Consider the following 14,932-nt stretch of genomic DNA (forward strand, 5'->3'; position numbering starts at 1 on the left):
GCTGTCCGCGGCGTCCTGTCTGAACATGAGTTTCCGGCCCCAAAGGGAGATTACCGATGATCCGTACCGTCCGAACCCTAGCCGTCTGCGCAGCCGCGCTCTCGGCTCATGCTGCCCTGGCAGACAATCACGGCGAAGCGGCCGCGCCGCCAGTCCATGCGACCGTGATCGGGCTCGATGGTCAGGCGCTGGGGATGGTGACTCTCCAGGACACGCCGACCGGCGTTCTTGTCTCGACCGACATCAAGGGGCTGCCCGAAGGTGAGCATGGCTTCCACTTCCATGAGAAGGGCGTGTGCCAGCCTGCGGAGAAGTTCGCGACTGCGGGCGGGCACTTTGCCGCAGGGGGCGCCATGCATGGCCTGATGGTCGAGGGCGGTCCGCACGGCGGCGACATGCCCAACCAGCACGTGGGTGCCGATGGCGTGCTCGAAACGCAGATCCTCAATACCGGAGTCACGCTCGCGCCGGGACCGAAGTCTCTGGAGGATGCCGATGGTTCGGCCCTGGTGATTCACGCCGGTGCGGACGACTACAAGAGCCAGCCCTCGGGCGCTGCGGGCGGACGCATCGCCTGCGCGGTGATCAGCGCGCCGAAATAAGCGATGTTGGGCCGGGGGAGGGCACTAGGTCACCCTCGGCTCAACTCCACGACCGTTCCCGAAACCACTGCGTGACGACGTACTTGCGGCCCTGACGCACCTTCATGGCGTGGTGCAGGGTGGCGGGATTGAGGCTGCCGTCCGGGCGGCGGTTGTTCCAGGCGACGAGCTTGCCGCGTTCGGGCTGGATCAGCTTGTTGATCACCTTGAAGCGCGTGGCGCCGCCGGCATCCACGTCGTTCAGGTAGATCATGAAGGTCCAGGTGCGCTGGCCGGAAACGCTGCAGTACTTTTCGAAATCGCTGTTGTTGGGCTCGAAATAGTCCGTGTGGGCCTTGAATTCCTGGCCGACCTCGTAGCGTTGGCCCTGCAAGGGTTCGGCATGGGCCGGGTCGATGCCGGAAATATCGCAGAGTTTTCGGGCGAGGGCTGCCACGGCGGGAACGTCGGGGGACAGATCGCAGGTAGAGCTGGTGCGAAACACGTCGTCGCCGTTGTAGTTGGCGACAGTCGAGGGCCGGTGTTCGGCCTCGATCAGCGCGATCAGGGCATCGCACTGCGCAGTGTCGAGGAAATCGCGCTTCACGAAGAGTTCGAGCCGCGAGGAAGGGAAGCGTTGCATGCCCGTACGTAAGAGGGCAGCGCCGGATGATTCGCCTGGAGCCGTCATGGGGCGGACACTAGCGGCACGATTGTCGCGGGAAAATTGCAGGAGTCTTGCATCGATCCGAATTTTTGCTTTGCAAGATGGCCTCCCTTGTGCAAAGGCGCGCTCCCGCACTGATCGCTGCTTGCAGCGTTCCGGGCGGCTTTCCGGAGGCAGGCGCCATTGCTCCTGTCCCGGTGTGGCGATCGTAGCTCAGTTGGTTAGAGCGCCGGTTTGTGGTACCGGAGGTCGTGGGTTCGAACCCCATCGATCGCCCCATTTTCTTCCTTTGCCTGAGCGGTTTGGCATTATGCGGGTGAAAATCTGCAGCGTGGACCCTAAGTCCACTTGCCCCGCGCGCGTCTGTCGATAGAACGCGCCTGTCATGCACGGCTTTGCCAATCCTGCCCGTTTTCTGCGCATCGCCCGCTGGTTGATGCCGCTCTGCATGGGCGTCGGAGTCGTTATCGCGACGGTCGCGCTTTACTGGGGGCTGTTTCGCGCCCCGCCGGAGCGCCTGCAGGGCGAGACCGTGCGCATCGTCTTCCTTCACGTTCCCGCTGCCTGGCTGGGCATGGCAGGCTGGATGGGCATTGCCGCGGCCAGCTTTAGCGAACTGGTCTGGCGTCATCCGCTCGCCGGGATCGCCGCGCGCGGATGCGCGGTGCCGGGTGCGGTCTTTACCGCGGTTTGCCTGATCACCGGATCTCTGTGGGGGCGTCCCGCCTGGGGGACCTGGTGGGTCTGGGACGGCCGGTTGACCAGCATGCTGGTGCTGCTTTTCCTCTATTTCGGCTGGATGGCGCTGTCGCAGGCGAGCGAGGCCAGCGCCGGCGGGCATACCCGGGCACCGGCGATCTTCGGGCTGGTCGGTGCGGTGAACATTCCGATCATCCATTACTCGGTGATCTGGTGGAACAGCCAGCACCAACCGCCGAGCATCACCATGGGCAAGTCGGCGATGGACGGGGCCTTCCTGTGGCCGCTGTTGGCCGCTACCCTCGGCTTCACATTGATTTTCGCAGGCGTCGTGCTGGCCCGGATGCGGGCCATACTCGCCGACCAGCAGGCAGAGGCCCGCTTGCGCCGCAAGGCGATGAGCGAAGCGGCATTCTGATAAAGACAAGCGGCATTTACGGGATGAGCGAGGCAATTATCTGATGCGCGAGGCTATGGATGCCTGGACTTTCGTGATCGCGTCCTACGCCGTCGGCGTGGGGGCGACGCTTGCGATGATTGCCTGGTCGCTGATCTCGATGAAGCGGGCCGAGGCCCGCCGCGACAAGGCGCGGGGGCAGCGCTGATGGCCGTGAAAGCGAAACACCAGAGGCTGGTCCTCCTCGTCCTTGCGCTGGTCGTGCTGATTGGCGCTGGCCTGCTCGCGGCCTGGGCGCTGCGCAATCAGGCGAGCTATTTCTATGTCCCGAACGAGATTGTCGCCAGTCCGCCAGCGCCCGACCGCGCCGTGCGCCTTGGCGGCATGGTCGAGAAGGGTTCGCTCAAGACCGAGGGCGACGGTGTGACCATCGCCTTTGTCGTCGAGGATGGGAAGGCGCGCGTGCCGGTGACTTTCAAGGGCATCGTCCCCTCGCTCTTCGTCGAAGGGTCGGGTGTCGTCGCCGAAGGCCGGATGGGCAAGGACGGCACTTTCATTGCCGACAACCTGCTGGCCAAGCATGACGAGAACTACGTCCCGCGCGAGATGCAGGAGATGACTGCAGCGCAGGCCGACAAGATCGTGGCGGAAACGCAGTGATCGCGGAATTCGGACTCGCCGCGCTCTGGCTTGCCGCCGCGCTCGCCGCGCTGCAGCTCGTTGCCGGTGCGCTTGGCCTGACCCGGCGCGGCGAAGCGCTGGGCGGCGTCGTGCGCCCGGTCGCGGTCGTGCAGGGGCTGCTCGCGCTCGTCTCGTTCCTGTGCCTGATCTACGTCTTTGCCGTCACCGACCTGTCGGTGAAGCTGGTGGCGATGAACTCGCATTCGATGAAGCCGCTGGTCTTCAAGATCGCCGGTGCCTGGGGCAACCACGAGGGCTCGATGCTCCTGTGGGTCACGGTCATGGGCATGGCGGGCGGTTTCGTTGCGTTGATCGAGAGGCGCCTGCCCGAGCCGACGATGCTGGCAACGCTGGCCGGACAGGCCTTCGTCAGCCTCGGCTTCTATGCCTTCCTGCTGATCGCCTCGAACCCGTTCGAACGCCTCTCGCCGGTTCCGGCGGAGGGCAACGGCCTCAATCCACTGCTGCAGGACCTCGGCCTCGCGTTCCATCCGCCCACGCTCTACCTCGGCTATGTCGGCCTTTCGGTGGCCTTCAGCTTCGCAATCGGCGCGCTGGTCACGCGTGAGGTCGGGCCGGCCTTCGCCCGCGCCATGCGGCCGTGGGTGATGGGTGCCTGGATTTTCCTGACGGTGGGTATCACCGCCGGTTCCTACTGGGCCTATTACGAGCTGGGCTGGGGCGGCTGGTGGTTCTGGGACCCGGTCGAGAACGCCTCGCTCATGCCCTGGCTGGCGGCGACTGCGCTGCTGCATTCGGCCAGCGTTCTCGCCGCGCGCAATGCCTTGCGCGCCTGGACGATCATGTTGGGCGTCGTGGCTTTCTCGATGTCGATGATCGGCACCTTCCTGGTGCGCTCGGGCATTCTCACCAGCGTCCATGCCTTTGCCGTCGACCCCGAGCGCGGGACATTCATCCTCGCGCTTCTGGCGATCAACATCGGCGGGGCGCTCACGCTTTTCGCCTTGCGCGCCGCGACCGTGACCGAGGGCGAGCGCTTCGCCGTCGTCAGCCGCGAGGGCGCGTTGGTGTTCAATAACGTGATGCTTTCAGCGATTCTCGGCATCGTCCTGTTCGGGACACTCTATCCGCTGGTGGCCGAGGCCATGGGCGCCAAGGTCTCGGTAGGGCCGCCGTACTTCAACCCGATGAGCGCCCTGTTCGCCGTGCCGATGCTGATGGTCCTGGCGGTCGGTCCGCTGCTTCGCTGGCGGCGCGATGCCTTCTCCCGGGTCGGCAAGCGGTTGGTGATTCCCGCCATGCTGGTTGCGGCAGGCGTGATTGCGCTGCTGGTCGTTGGCGGTGTCGCATTCCTGCCGTTCATCGGCCTGGCGCTGGCCGCAGGGCTTGCCTGGGCAAGCCTGATGCCGCTGCGCGAACGCAACCTGCGCCGCACGCCGCTGCCGGTGTGGGGTATGGTGATCGCACACTTCGGTATTGCCGTGGCGCTGTTCGGCATGAGCAGCGAGAGCGCCTTCTCGGTCGAGAAGCTGGTTGCGGTGAGGCCCGGCGAGACGACGCAGGTCGGTCCGTGGCTTGTTCGCCTCGAACGGGTCGAACCGGTGGCCGGCCCCAACTGGACCGCGCTCGAGGCGGCACTGAAGGTGCGGTACAAGGATTCGGACCCGGTCATCGCCCGGCCGCAGTCGCGCAGCTTTTGGGCGCCCCCGCAGCAGACCAGCGAATCTTCGCTGCTGACGCGCTGGAACGGGCAGCTTTACTCGGTTCTGGGCGGGGAAGCGGAAGACGGTCGATGGCAGCTTCGCCTGTGGTGGAAACCCTTTGTCACCCTGATCTGGCTGGGGGGTCTGCTGATTGCCCTGGGCGGTGTGCTGGCCCTGATCGGCCGCGTGAAGAGCGACCTGCGCCGCCTCATCGCGCGTGACAAGATTGCCGACAGGCGCGAGAGTCAGGGCCGATGAGCGAGCCAACGCCTCCCAAGGCCCCCAAGTGGGCGATCTGGCTGCCCCTGGTGCTGTTCGTGGCCTTCGTCGCGCTCGTCATGATCGGGCTCTATCGTCCGGCGGACCGCAACGTGGCCAGCACGCTGGTCGGCAAGCCCATGCCCGAGTTCCAGCTTCCGCCGGCATTGCCCGGTCGACCCGGGCTCGACAGTCGGCAATTCGCCAATGGCTCGCCGCATCTCGTGAACATCTTTGCCAGCTGGTGCCTGCCGTGCCGCGTCGAGGCACCGCAACTGGCGGCACTGGCCAGGGCAGGTGTGCCGATCGAAGGCATCTCCGTGCGTGACACGACCGAGGCGCTGCAGGGTTTCCTTGCCGAACACGGCGATCCGTTCCAGCGAATCGGTGCCGATGATGACGGCAAGGTCCAGCTCGCGCTCGGCTCCTCTGGCGTGCCGGAGACTTACGTGATCGATGGCAAGGGCGTGATTCGCTACCAGCACATCGGCGAAATCCGTCCCGAACATATCCCGATGATTCTCGACAAGCTGAAGGAGGCCGCGCAGTGAGCCGCCTGCCAGTCTGTCTTCGCCCGTCGGGCCGCCTGTTCGCGGTGATCGTGGCCGCTCTGGGCCTGCTGTGCGCTGGGCCGGCCATGGCGCAGGAAGAGCAGTCGACCGCGCCTTATGCCTATCGCCAGCTAGAAGACCCGGCCAAGGAGGAGAAAGCGCAGGCGCTGATGGAGACGCTGCGCTGCCTGCAGTGCCAGGGACAGTCCATTGCCGATTCGGATGCGCCGATTGCCGGTTCGATGCGCTCGCTCGTGCGGGAACGGATCGCTGCAGGCGAAGATCCCGAAGTGATTCGCGGCTGGCTGATCGAACGATACGGCGATTACGTCAGCTACGCACCGCAATTGACCAGCCTCACCTGGCCGCTCTTTGCCGTGCCTGCCTTTCTCATCTTGCTGGCCGTGCTGTTGCTGCGCCGGCGCTTTCGCAGGGGAGGGGAACAATGACCTGGGTCCTCGTCGTCGTTCTGGCGGTCGTTGCCTTCGTTGCGATTGCCTTTGTCCTCAAGGCGCCGCGCAGCGGCTGGGAAGCGATCGCCGCTGCGCTCGTCCTGGGCATTGCCGGTTACGCTTCGCAGGCAAGCCCGGGGTTGCCCGCTGCGCCCAAGGCAGCGTCCGAGCAGGTCTCCAAGGACGCAGCGGCGATGGTCGATGCGCGCGGAAAGGTCAGCGACAGCAGCCTGCCGCCGAGCGATCGCTGGGTGGTGATTGCCGACGGACTGGCGCGAAACGGCCGTTACGGCGATGCTGCCGAGGTTCTGCGCGGTGCGGTCGATGCGGATCCCAAGAACACCGAGGCATGGCTGGCAATGGGCAACGCGCTGGTCTCCCATGCCGATGGGCTGCTGACGCCCGCGGCGCTCTATGCCTTCCGCAAGGCGGCCCTGTCGGATCCGGATGCACCGGGGCCGCCGTTCTTCCTGGGCCTCGCTTTCGCCCAGTCTGGTCGCTACGCCGAGGCCCGCCAGCTGTGGTCCGACCTGCTCGAACGCGCGCCCGAGGATGCTCCCTGGCGCGCGCCTCTGGCGGATCAGCTGTCCAAGCTGGAGGCGTTCCTTGCCGGACAATCGGGTGGGCAAGGTCCCTCTTCGGGTCAGTCAACCCCCTGAGCCTGATTTAAGTATCGTTGCTTGGGTCTTTGCATGCTGCTAACGGCCACCCCTTGCCGCAGCTGCGAGATGGCTTATCCAGTCCATGACGGGGCGCAGGAATGAGTGATGAACAATCGGGTCGTGGTGCTGAAACCCCGTCGGTAATCAATCCGGCGATGTCTTCCGCGCATCCAGTCCCCGGGGGCCATGGTCATGGTTCCAACAACGTCGCCAAGCTCGCCTTCGGGGCGATCGGCGTCGTTTTTGGAGACATCGGTACCAGCCCGATCTACGCCTTTCGTGAAACTTTCGTCGGCCCGCACCCGCTGGCCATCGACGAATTGCACATTCTGGGCGTCGTCAGCCTGATCTTCTGGTCGATGACGCTGGTCGTATCGATCCAGTACGTGGGCATCCTGATGCGCGCGGACAACAAGGGGCAGGGCGGCAGCCTCGCCCTCGTCGCGCTGATTTCCGGTCACATCAAGAAATCGCGATACGGTGGTCTTGTCGTGCTGCTGGGCGTCTTTGCGACCTCGCTGTTCTACGGCGACTCGATGATTACCCCGGCGGTTTCGGTGCTCTCGGCGGTCGAAGGCCTGACAGTAGTCGAATCGCGCCTGGCGCCGCTCGTCCTGCCGATTGCGCTGGTCCTGCTGATTGGCCTGTTCGTTCTGCAGAAAAGCGGGACGGCCAAGGTGGGAGCGCTCTTCGCGCCCGTCATGGTGATCTATTTCTCGGTCCTGGCGATCCTGGGCATCTATCACCTCGTGCAGATGCCCGGCGTGCTCGTCGCCCTGAACCCGTGGTACGCGATCCAGTTCTTCCTGACCGACAAGATGCTCGGCTTCCTGGCTCTCGGCTCGGTCGTGCTGGCCGTGACCGGCGCGGAAGCGCTCTATTCGGACATGGGCCACTTCGGGCGCGGCCCGATGCGCATGTCGTGGTTCGGCTTCGTAATGCCCTGCCTGCTGATCAACTACTTCGGCCAGGCGGCGATGATTCTCGGCCTGGACGATGCTTCGGCGGCAGAGGCGATGGAGAACCCGTTCTTCAACCTCGCGCCGGAATACCTGCGCCTGCCGCTCGTCATCCTGGCCACCTGCGCGACGTTCATCGCCAGCCAGGCGGTGATCTCGGGTGCGTTCTCGATCACCCACCAGGCGATGCAGCTTGGCTTCATCCCGCGCCTCTCGACCCGCCACACCAGCGAGCACGAAGTCGGGCAGATCTACATTCCCTTCGTGAACTGGGCGCTGATGACCGGCGTGATCGTGCTGGTCCTCGTCTTCCAGAACTCGTCGAACCTCGCTTCGGCCTATGGTATTGCGGTTACCGGCGCGATGCTCATCGACACCTGCCTGATGACGGTGTTGCTGATCGTGCTGTGGCGCTGGAAGCTGTGGCTGGCGATCCCGGTCATCGTTACATTCTTCATCGTCGATGGCGCCTACTTCGCTGCGAACGCGACCAAGATCGCGGATGGCGGCTGGTTCCCGCTGCTGATCGGCGGTATTGCCTTCACGCTGCTGACGACCTGGAACAAGGGCCGCCGCCTCATGCGCCTGCGCATGACCGAGGCCGCCTTGCCGCTCAACGTCTTCGCCAAGAGCGCGCACGGCAGCGCTGCGCGCGTACCGGGTACGGCGATCTTCATGGCATCGAGCAATGTCGGCGTGCCCTCGGCGCTGCTGCACAACATCAAGCACAACAAGGTGCTGCATGAGCGCGTTGTCGTGCTGACCGTCGAAGTGGCCGATGTGCCCTATGTCGAGGCAAGCGAGCGCTACGAGGTTTCGGACCTCGGGCAGGGCTTCTATCGCCTGACGCTGCGCTATGGCTTCATGGAAGAGACTGATATCCCCGTAGCGCTGGCCAATACCCAGATCTGCGGCGCTCCGTTCGAGATGATGAAGACCAGCTTCTTCCTCTCCCGTCAGACGCTGCTTCCGGCTGCTAAGCCGGGCATGGCAATCTGGCGCGAAAAGCTCTTTGCGTGGATGATGCGCAATGCGGCCAGTGCGATGGAGTTCTTCCGCCTGCCGACCAACCGCGTCGTCGAACTGGGCAGCCAGCTCGAGATCTGATCGCGCAGTCCGTCTTCCCTCTTGAGAGGACAGCAAAAAGGGCGGACCTGCTGCGAAGGCAGGCCCGCCCTTTGCGTTTCCGGTGACCGATCAGCCGAGGTTGGCGCTGACCATGCAGTAGATCATCGGAATCGACAGCAGCGTGTTGAGACGGCTGGCAATCAGCGCGCGCGGCGCGGCGGCGGCTTTCTCCTCGGCGCTGGCTTCGACGATGCCCAGGATCTTCTTCTGGGCGGGCCAGATGATGAACCAGACGTTGAAGGCCATGACGAGGGCCATCCACATGCCCACGCCGATCAGCGCGACGGCTCCAACGCCCGCGAAGCTGAGCGCCTGGACGAGGTAGCCGCTGGCCCACGCGACGACGAGCCCGGTGATGACCGTGAACAGCGCCGCATAGCGGAAGTAGAATAGCACCTTGGGCGCGATGTGCCCGGTGACCGCGCCTTTCTGCTCCGCCGGGATCGACGGCATCAGCGGCACTTGCACGAAGTTGAGATAGTAGAGCAGGCCGATCCACAGGATCCCGAAAAAGACGTGGAGCCAGCGGAAGACCGAATTGAGATTGACCGGTGAGTATGGCGCGAAGGCCAGCATGATCAGGATCGCGAGCGCGATACCTACACCCAGGACGAGATTCAGGTTTCCGAACAGTTTCGCCATTGCATCCCCCTTTATGTTCTTGCGCCGGCCCCCCTGCTGTTGGCGTTAGTCAGCGACCGGCAACGCACTATCGCGATTCCGGCACGGCTTGTCACATGAAATCATGGGATGGGGAGGAGGACCTTCCCGCAGGCTCAGTCGTGCGGGGGATTCTCGATCAGCTCTTCCTTCGCAGTTTCGCCCATGCCGTGCCTGAGCACCATGGGCAGCTGCGAGAAAGTAAAGAGGAAGGAAATCACCGTGAAACCCCAGAGCTTGGCCTGCAGCCACGTATCGAAAGTGATGACCCCGATATGCTTGGCATAGACGAGCGCGGTGTTGAGGACGGCCAGGAACAGGAAGAACCACGCCCAATTGCGCGAGAGTTTCATCCAGCCGGTCTCGTCCAGACCCTCGAAGGCTGACTGCAGAAGATACTTGAGCATCGGCTTGCCGCGCCAAAGCCCGATGAAGAGTACCCCGGAGAACATCAGGTAAACCGCGGTTGGCTTGATCATGATCCACAGCGGATCGTGGAAGATCACGGTCAGAGCGCCGAAGCCTACGATCAGCACCGTCGTCAGCCAGAGCATCGGCGAGATATGGCCCAGCCGCCACTTGGAGACGACGAGGGCGATCACGGTGGCAGCCATGAAGGCGAGCGTGCCCTTGATGACGGCGGCTACAGTGGCGATGCTGTCCTCGCTGTCAGCCGGTGAATAGTGCCGGTAGGCAAGGAAGAAGATCAGCAGCGGTCCGTAGTCGACCACGAGATTGAGCCAGGAGCTGCGCGGCTTTTCCTCGGCCTTGGCGGGGGATGCTTGGGTCATCAGGCGATTCCGGCGATAACCCGGGCCACGAGGTCCGGGTTGAAGGGGCGCAGGTCGTCGATCTTTTCACCGACGCCGATGGCATGGATGGGAAGCCCGTATTGCTCGGCCGCTGCGACGAGGACGCCGCCGCGTGCAGTGCCGTCCAACTTGGTCATGATCAAGCCGGAGACGCCCGCGACTTCCTTGAAGATCTCGATCTGCGACAGCGCGTTCTGACCGTTGGTGGCATCGAGCACCAGGACCACGTCGTGCGGGGCCTCGGGGTTGAGGCGGCCCAGGACGCGGCGGATCTTGGCCAGCTCGTCCATCAGCTCGCGCTTGTTCTGCAGGCGTCCTGCGGTGTCGACGATCAGCGCGTCAATGCCCTGGTCGGTCGCAGCCTTGACCGCATCGAACACGACGGAAGCCGGATCGCCGCCTTCGGGGCCCTTGACGATGGGAACGCCCAGCCGTTCGGCCCAGACGCCAAGCTGGCCGATGGCCGCGGCACGGAAGGTATCGCCCGCTGCCAGCATGACCGAATAGTCCTGTTCCTGGAACAGGTGCGCCAGCTTGGCGATCGTCGTGGTCTTGCCCGATCCGTTGACGCCGATCACGAGGATCACTTGCGGACGCGGGAAAGCCACCACGTCGAGCGGCCTTGCGACAGGGCGCAGGATGTCGGCGATCTCGCGCGCGACGACTTCCATGATCGCGCGCTCATCGGCATCGCGCTCGAAGCGTTCTTCGGCGAGCCGCTCGCGGATGCGGGCCGCGGCGCGCGGGCCGAGGTCCGACATGATCAGGGCGTCCTCGATGTCGTCGAGCTGGCCATCGTCCAGGCGGGTCTTGCCGACGATACCGGCGAGGTTGCCGGTCAGCCGTTCGGAGGTCTTGCGAAAGCCTCCGAAGAGGCGTTCGGACCAGGCGTCGTTGGGGGCGCCTTCGTCACTCATACTTCCAGTATTCCTTCGACTGCCTTTCCAGGCGTGATGCGTAGCAGTGCGCCGGGATGCGTGCCCTCGGGAAGGCGCACGGTCGCGAAGTTCTCGGCATGGCCGGTCCCGCCTTTCTCGGCAAGCACTGTCAGCGTCTTACCGACAAGGCCTTCCAGCCAAGTGTCGCGCTGGCGGGCGATGGTGGTACGCAATTCCGCGGCACGGGCCTTGATCAGCGGCGGGCTGACCTGCGGCATGCGAGCGGCCGGGGTACCCGGTCGCTGCGAGTAGGGGAAGACGTGCCCGTGCACGATCTGCAGGCTTTCGACGATCGAGAGGCTGTTGGCGTGCGCGGCTTCGTCCTCGGTTGGGAATCCGGCGATGATGTCCGCGCCCACGGCAAGATCGCCGCGGTGGGCCCGCAGCCCTTCGACAAGCGCGATGGCATCGGCTCGGCTGTGGCGCCGCTTCATCCGCTTGAGGATGAGATCGTCGCCATGCTGTAGTGAAAGATGCACATGCGGCATCATGCGCGGTTCATGCGCAAGCAGTTCGAACAGGCCGGGGTCCACTTCCGCGCCGTCGATCGAGGACAGGCGCAGGCGGGGCAGGGCGGCGAAGCGGGCCAGGATCGCTTCGCCCAGTGCGCCCAGTCGCGGAGCGCCGGGCAGGTCGCTGCCCCAGGAGGTAAGGTCGACCCCGGTAAGGACGATCTCGCCCACTCCCGCATCGACATGCACGGCGATGTCTTCGATCACTTCGGCCACGCTGCGCGAACGGCTCGGACCACGGCCTTGCGGGATCACGCAGAAGGTGCAGGCATGGTCGCAGCCGTTCTGCACCTGCACGAAGCCGCGCGTGTAGCCACCCTTTGCGCGAAGGGGCGGGGCAGCAGGCACGTTCCAGGCGCGTGGATCGAGCTTGGCGGTGTTGGCGACGAGGCCGTCCACCTCGGGCATCTGCCCCAGCATCTCGCGCTCCACTTCGGCGGCGCAGCCGGTGACGATAAGGCGCGCGTCGGGCCGCGCGCGGCGGGCGCGGCGGATCGCTTGCCGGGTCTGGCGCACGGCTTCGGCCGTCACGGCGCAGGAATTGATCACGACAAGATCCCGCGCCTCGCCGAGCAGGCCGCGCAGGGATTCGCTTTCCGCGATGTTGAGGCGGCAGCCGAGGGAATGGACTTCGACCGTCAAACCTTGGTCCCGCCCGCAGGCATCCCGTAATCGGCCGGATCGAACGAGCCGCGGAAGCTCTCGGTCGCCGGACCGGTCATGACGATCTCGCCGTCCTCGCGCCATTCGATGACGAGCGGCCCGCCAGGAAGGGTCACGGTGACGCGGCGATCGACCAGGCCGCGCTTCATCGCTCCGATGGCCGTCGCGCAGGCGCCGGTGCCGCAGGCGCGGGTAAGGCCGGCGCCGCGTTCCCACACGCGCAGGGTCATCGCGTCGCGTGCGGTCACTGCAGCGACATTGACGTTGATCCTCTCGGGGAACAGCGGGTCGTTCTCGATCAGCGGGCCGAGCCGGTCCATTTCGACCGCATAGGGATCGGCGACGAAGAAGATCACGTGCGGATTGCCGACGTTGACGGCGATGGGATCGGTCAGCTCATCCCAGCCTACCGGCATGGAATGGGTGTCCATTGCATAGGCAAGCGGAATGCGGTCCCAGTCGAAGCGGGGCTTGCCCATTTCGACGGAAATGCCGCTGTCGCTTGGCGAGGCGTGGAGCAAGCCGCCCAGCGTCTCGATCCGGGCCGGCTGGCCGTGCAGCAGGCCGACCGCGCGGGTGGCATTGCCGCATGCCTCCACTTCGCTGCCGTCGGCATTGAAGATGCGCATGCGGAAATCCCCCTCGGAAGAGGGCTCAAGCAGGATCAGCTGGTCGCAGCCGATGCCGGTGTGGCGGTCGGCAAGGGCAGATGCGGCAGCGGAGTCGATCGGCGGCAGGGCGCGCTCACGCGCGTCCAGCACGATGAAGTCGTTGCCCAGCCCATGCATCTTGGTGAATTCGATCCGCATGGCGCGCGATCTATGCGTTGGCGGGCCTCAGGTCCAGTGGTGATGCGTCGAAAAGGAGCCGATCAGGCGCGCTTTGCGGGCTTGATTGCGGGATCGACAGGCGTGTCCTGCGTGTCCGCCTGCGCAGTGGGCAGATCCTGCACAGCGCCGCGGCGTAGCTGCGGCAGTTCGCTTTCAAGGAACTGGCGGTTGGCGATCAGTTCGATGCCGCCCAGCCATTCGCTGACCTCACGGGCCGGCTGCGGCCTGCCATAGTAATATCCCTGCCCGGTAATGCTGCCGAATTCCATCAGCCGTTCAAGCACCGCGCCGTTCTCGATACCTTCGGCCGTAATCGGCATGTCCAGCCCCTTGCCGAGCTGGGCGATGGCATTGACGATTGCGGCGCTGTCCTTGTTGTCGACAAGGCTGGATACGAAACTGCGGTCGATCTTGATGCGGTCGAAGGGCAGGCTGCGCAGCTGTGCGAGCGAGCTGTAGCCGGTGCCGAAATCGTCGAGGCTGACCTTGATACCCTGGTTCTTGAGACTGGTGATCAGCGAACGGACCTGGGCGATGTTCTGGTGCAGGCAGGATTCGGTGATTTCGATCTCCAGCCTGTGCGGCGGAAACTTCGCCTCGATCAGTAGCTTGATCAGCTTCTGGGCGAACCAGGGGTCGCGCAGCTGCATTGGCGAGATGTTGACCGAGAGGGTGAGATGGTCGTCCCAGGTCTTGGCATCTTCGAGTGCCTGCGAGATCACGCTTTCCGACAGGTCGGCAATCGCGCCGATCTCTTCGGCGATGGGAATGAAAAGGTCCGGTGCGACGATGCCGAACTTGGGCGAATCCCAGCGCGCGAGCATCTCGAAACCGATCAGTTTGCCGGTCTGCAACTCGATCTGCTGTTCGTAGAAGGGTACGAATTCCTGGCGCGGGATGCCCTGCCGGATGCCGTGTTCGATCTCGCTGCGAAAGCGCATCTCGTCGGCCATCTGGGCTTCGAACCAATAATAGCTGTTCCGGCCGCGGCGCTTGGCATGGTACATCGCGATGTCGGCGCGTTCGAGCAGCGTGCGGGCATCGGGCAATTCGTCGTCGATGCCCAGCAGGTCGGAACGGGCGAGCCCGACCGAAGCGGTCACTTCGAGCAGCAGCGTGTCGATGGCGATCGGGCGGCTCATCCGGTCGACGAGGGATTCGGCGACCTGATCGAGGAATTCGTCGCGGCCCGTGTCGAAGGCGAGGGCGACGGCGAATTCGTCACCGCCGATCCGGCCGATGACGGCCTGTTGTGGCAGGCTTGCCGAAATCCGGCGCGCGCACTCCTGCAGCAGGAGATCGCCGGTCTTGTGGCCGTTGTAGTCGTTGATCTGCTTGAAGTTGTCGAGGTCGATCATCATCAGGACGACCGCGCGATCCTCAACCTGATTGTCGGCGAGCAACTTGGCGACACCGGTGTTGAAGCTGCGGCGATTGAGATAGCCGGTCAGCGGATCGGTCTCGGCCAGCAGGCGGGCCTGCCGTTCGGCGCGCTTGCGCAGCTTGATCTCGTCGCAAAGCTGGCGGTAGCGGCTCCAGCCGAAGATGATGATCGCGATGTTGAGCAGGAAGGCATTGAGGATGAAGTTGTCCGGTCCGGGCCCGCGCTCGAGGATCGAGCGTACGACCGCGGGACCGACTTCACTACCTGTCGCGACGAACAGGAGGATCGCGGCGGTGACAATGCCGAGCGCGACGACGTCGATCTGACGGTCATCCGCTTGATCGGCGCAGACGTCCTGAATGTCTGCCACCTTGGTTGCTGTCACCGAAAATCCCCCCGGAGCTGGAATGTCCTGGGACGTTTACCGGGTTAAG

At 64.6% G+C, this 14,932-nt stretch carries 16 protein-coding genes and 1 tRNA gene; 10 read left to right on the forward strand and 7 right to left on the reverse strand.

Annotated elements, in window-relative coordinates:
• Positions 1–56 precede the first annotated feature (56 nt).
• Positions 57–602, forward strand: coding sequence for a superoxide dismutase family protein (locus PP1Y_RS13225; RefSeq protein WP_013832695.1), 546 nt, complete (start codon positions 57–59; stop codon positions 600–602).
• 40 nt (positions 603–642) lie between these two features.
• Here PP1Y_RS13225 and PP1Y_RS13230 read toward each other — a convergent pair whose 3' ends face one another.
• Positions 643–1,272: a 2OG-Fe(II) oxygenase gene (locus PP1Y_RS13230; protein WP_013832696.1), complete on the reverse strand. Its 630-nt coding sequence runs from the start codon at positions 1,270–1,272 to the stop codon at positions 643–645.
• A 178-nt stretch (positions 1,273–1,450) separates the two neighbouring features.
• Between PP1Y_RS13230 and PP1Y_RS13235 the strand changes: the two genes are divergently transcribed.
• The 9 genes from PP1Y_RS13235 to PP1Y_RS13270 all read left to right on the forward strand — a co-directional run bounded on the left by PP1Y_RS13235 (position 1,451) and on the right by PP1Y_RS13270 (position 8,678).
• Positions 1,451–1,527, forward strand: a tRNA-His gene (locus PP1Y_RS13235).
• Between the two features lie 106 nt (positions 1,528–1,633).
• Positions 1,634–2,365 carry a heme ABC transporter permease CcmC gene (ccmC, locus tag PP1Y_RS13240; protein WP_007013814.1) on the forward strand — a complete coding sequence of 244 codons (732 nt, stop codon included), beginning with the start codon at positions 1,634–1,636 and terminating at the stop codon, positions 2,363–2,365.
• A gap of 43 nt (positions 2,366–2,408) precedes the next feature.
• Positions 2,409–2,552 (forward strand): hypothetical protein, encoded by a 144-nt coding sequence (locus PP1Y_RS26110; protein WP_007013815.1) that lies wholly within the window; start codon positions 2,409–2,411, stop codon positions 2,550–2,552.
• Positions 2,552–3,004, forward strand: a complete 453-nt coding sequence (gene ccmE / locus PP1Y_RS13245) for a cytochrome c maturation protein CcmE (RefSeq protein WP_007013816.1) — start codon at positions 2,552–2,554, stop codon at positions 3,002–3,004. The genes PP1Y_RS26110 and ccmE overlap by 1 nt, the downstream gene beginning before the upstream one ends.
• Positions 3,001–4,947 (forward strand): heme lyase CcmF/NrfE family subunit, encoded by a 1,947-nt coding sequence (locus PP1Y_RS13250; protein ID WP_013832697.1) that lies wholly within the window; start codon positions 3,001–3,003, stop codon positions 4,945–4,947. The genes ccmE and PP1Y_RS13250 overlap by 4 nt, the downstream gene beginning before the upstream one ends.
• Entirely contained in the window at positions 4,944–5,498 is a 555-nt protein-coding gene (locus tag PP1Y_RS13255; RefSeq protein ID WP_013832698.1) for a DsbE family thiol:disulfide interchange protein, read from the forward strand. Before PP1Y_RS13250 ends, PP1Y_RS13255 begins: the two co-directional genes overlap by 4 nt.
• The gene (locus PP1Y_RS13260) at positions 5,495–5,947 is read left to right on the forward strand and encodes a cytochrome c-type biogenesis protein (RefSeq protein ID WP_013832699.1); all 453 of its coding nucleotides are present in this window, start codon (positions 5,495–5,497) and stop codon (positions 5,945–5,947) included. The genes PP1Y_RS13255 and PP1Y_RS13260 overlap by 4 nt, the downstream gene beginning before the upstream one ends.
• On the forward strand, positions 5,944–6,609 hold the full coding sequence (locus PP1Y_RS13265; protein WP_013832700.1) for a tetratricopeptide repeat protein: 666 nt from the start codon (positions 5,944–5,946) through the stop codon (positions 6,607–6,609). Before PP1Y_RS13260 ends, PP1Y_RS13265 begins: the two co-directional genes overlap by 4 nt.
• Positions 6,610–6,710: 101 nt before the next feature.
• Complete coding sequence (locus tag PP1Y_RS13270; RefSeq protein ID WP_013832701.1) at positions 6,711–8,678, forward strand: potassium transporter Kup; 1,968 nt, start codon at positions 6,711–6,713, stop codon at positions 8,676–8,678.
• A gap of 90 nt (positions 8,679–8,768) precedes the next feature.
• Here PP1Y_RS13270 and PP1Y_RS13275 read toward each other — a convergent pair whose 3' ends face one another.
• The 6 genes from PP1Y_RS13275 to PP1Y_RS13300 form a co-directional block, all read right to left on the reverse strand.
• Entirely contained in the window at positions 8,769–9,341 is a 573-nt protein-coding gene (locus PP1Y_RS13275) for a urate hydroxylase PuuD (protein ID WP_007013822.1), read from the reverse strand.
• 134 nt (positions 9,342–9,475) lie between these two features.
• A complete protein-coding gene (locus PP1Y_RS13280; RefSeq protein WP_007013823.1) occupies positions 9,476–10,150 on the reverse strand; it encodes an inner membrane-spanning protein YciB in 675 nt (224 codons plus the stop codon).
• Positions 10,150–11,088 carry a signal recognition particle-docking protein FtsY gene (gene ftsY, locus PP1Y_RS13285; protein WP_007013824.1) on the reverse strand — a complete coding sequence of 313 codons (939 nt, stop codon included), beginning with the start codon at positions 11,086–11,088 and terminating at the stop codon, positions 10,150–10,152. The genes PP1Y_RS13280 and ftsY overlap by 1 nt, the downstream gene beginning before the upstream one ends.
• Positions 11,085–12,263: a MiaB/RimO family radical SAM methylthiotransferase gene (locus PP1Y_RS13290; RefSeq protein WP_041558842.1), complete on the reverse strand. Its 1,179-nt coding sequence runs from the start codon at positions 12,261–12,263 to the stop codon at positions 11,085–11,087. The genes ftsY and PP1Y_RS13290 overlap by 4 nt, the downstream gene beginning before the upstream one ends.
• Positions 12,260–13,093, reverse strand: a complete 834-nt coding sequence (gene dapF / locus PP1Y_RS13295) for a diaminopimelate epimerase (protein WP_013832703.1) — start codon at positions 13,091–13,093, stop codon at positions 12,260–12,262. The genes PP1Y_RS13290 and dapF overlap by 4 nt, the downstream gene beginning before the upstream one ends.
• A gap of 62 nt (positions 13,094–13,155) precedes the next feature.
• A complete protein-coding gene (locus tag PP1Y_RS13300) occupies positions 13,156–14,883 on the reverse strand; it encodes a bifunctional diguanylate cyclase/phosphodiesterase (protein WP_232512674.1) in 1,728 nt (575 codons plus the stop codon).
• Between the last annotated feature and the right edge of the window lie 49 nt (positions 14,884–14,932).

Origin of the sequence: Novosphingobium sp. PP1Y (genome assembly GCF_000253255.1) — a bacterium.
GTDB lineage: Bacteria > Pseudomonadota > Alphaproteobacteria > Sphingomonadales > Sphingomonadaceae > Novosphingobium.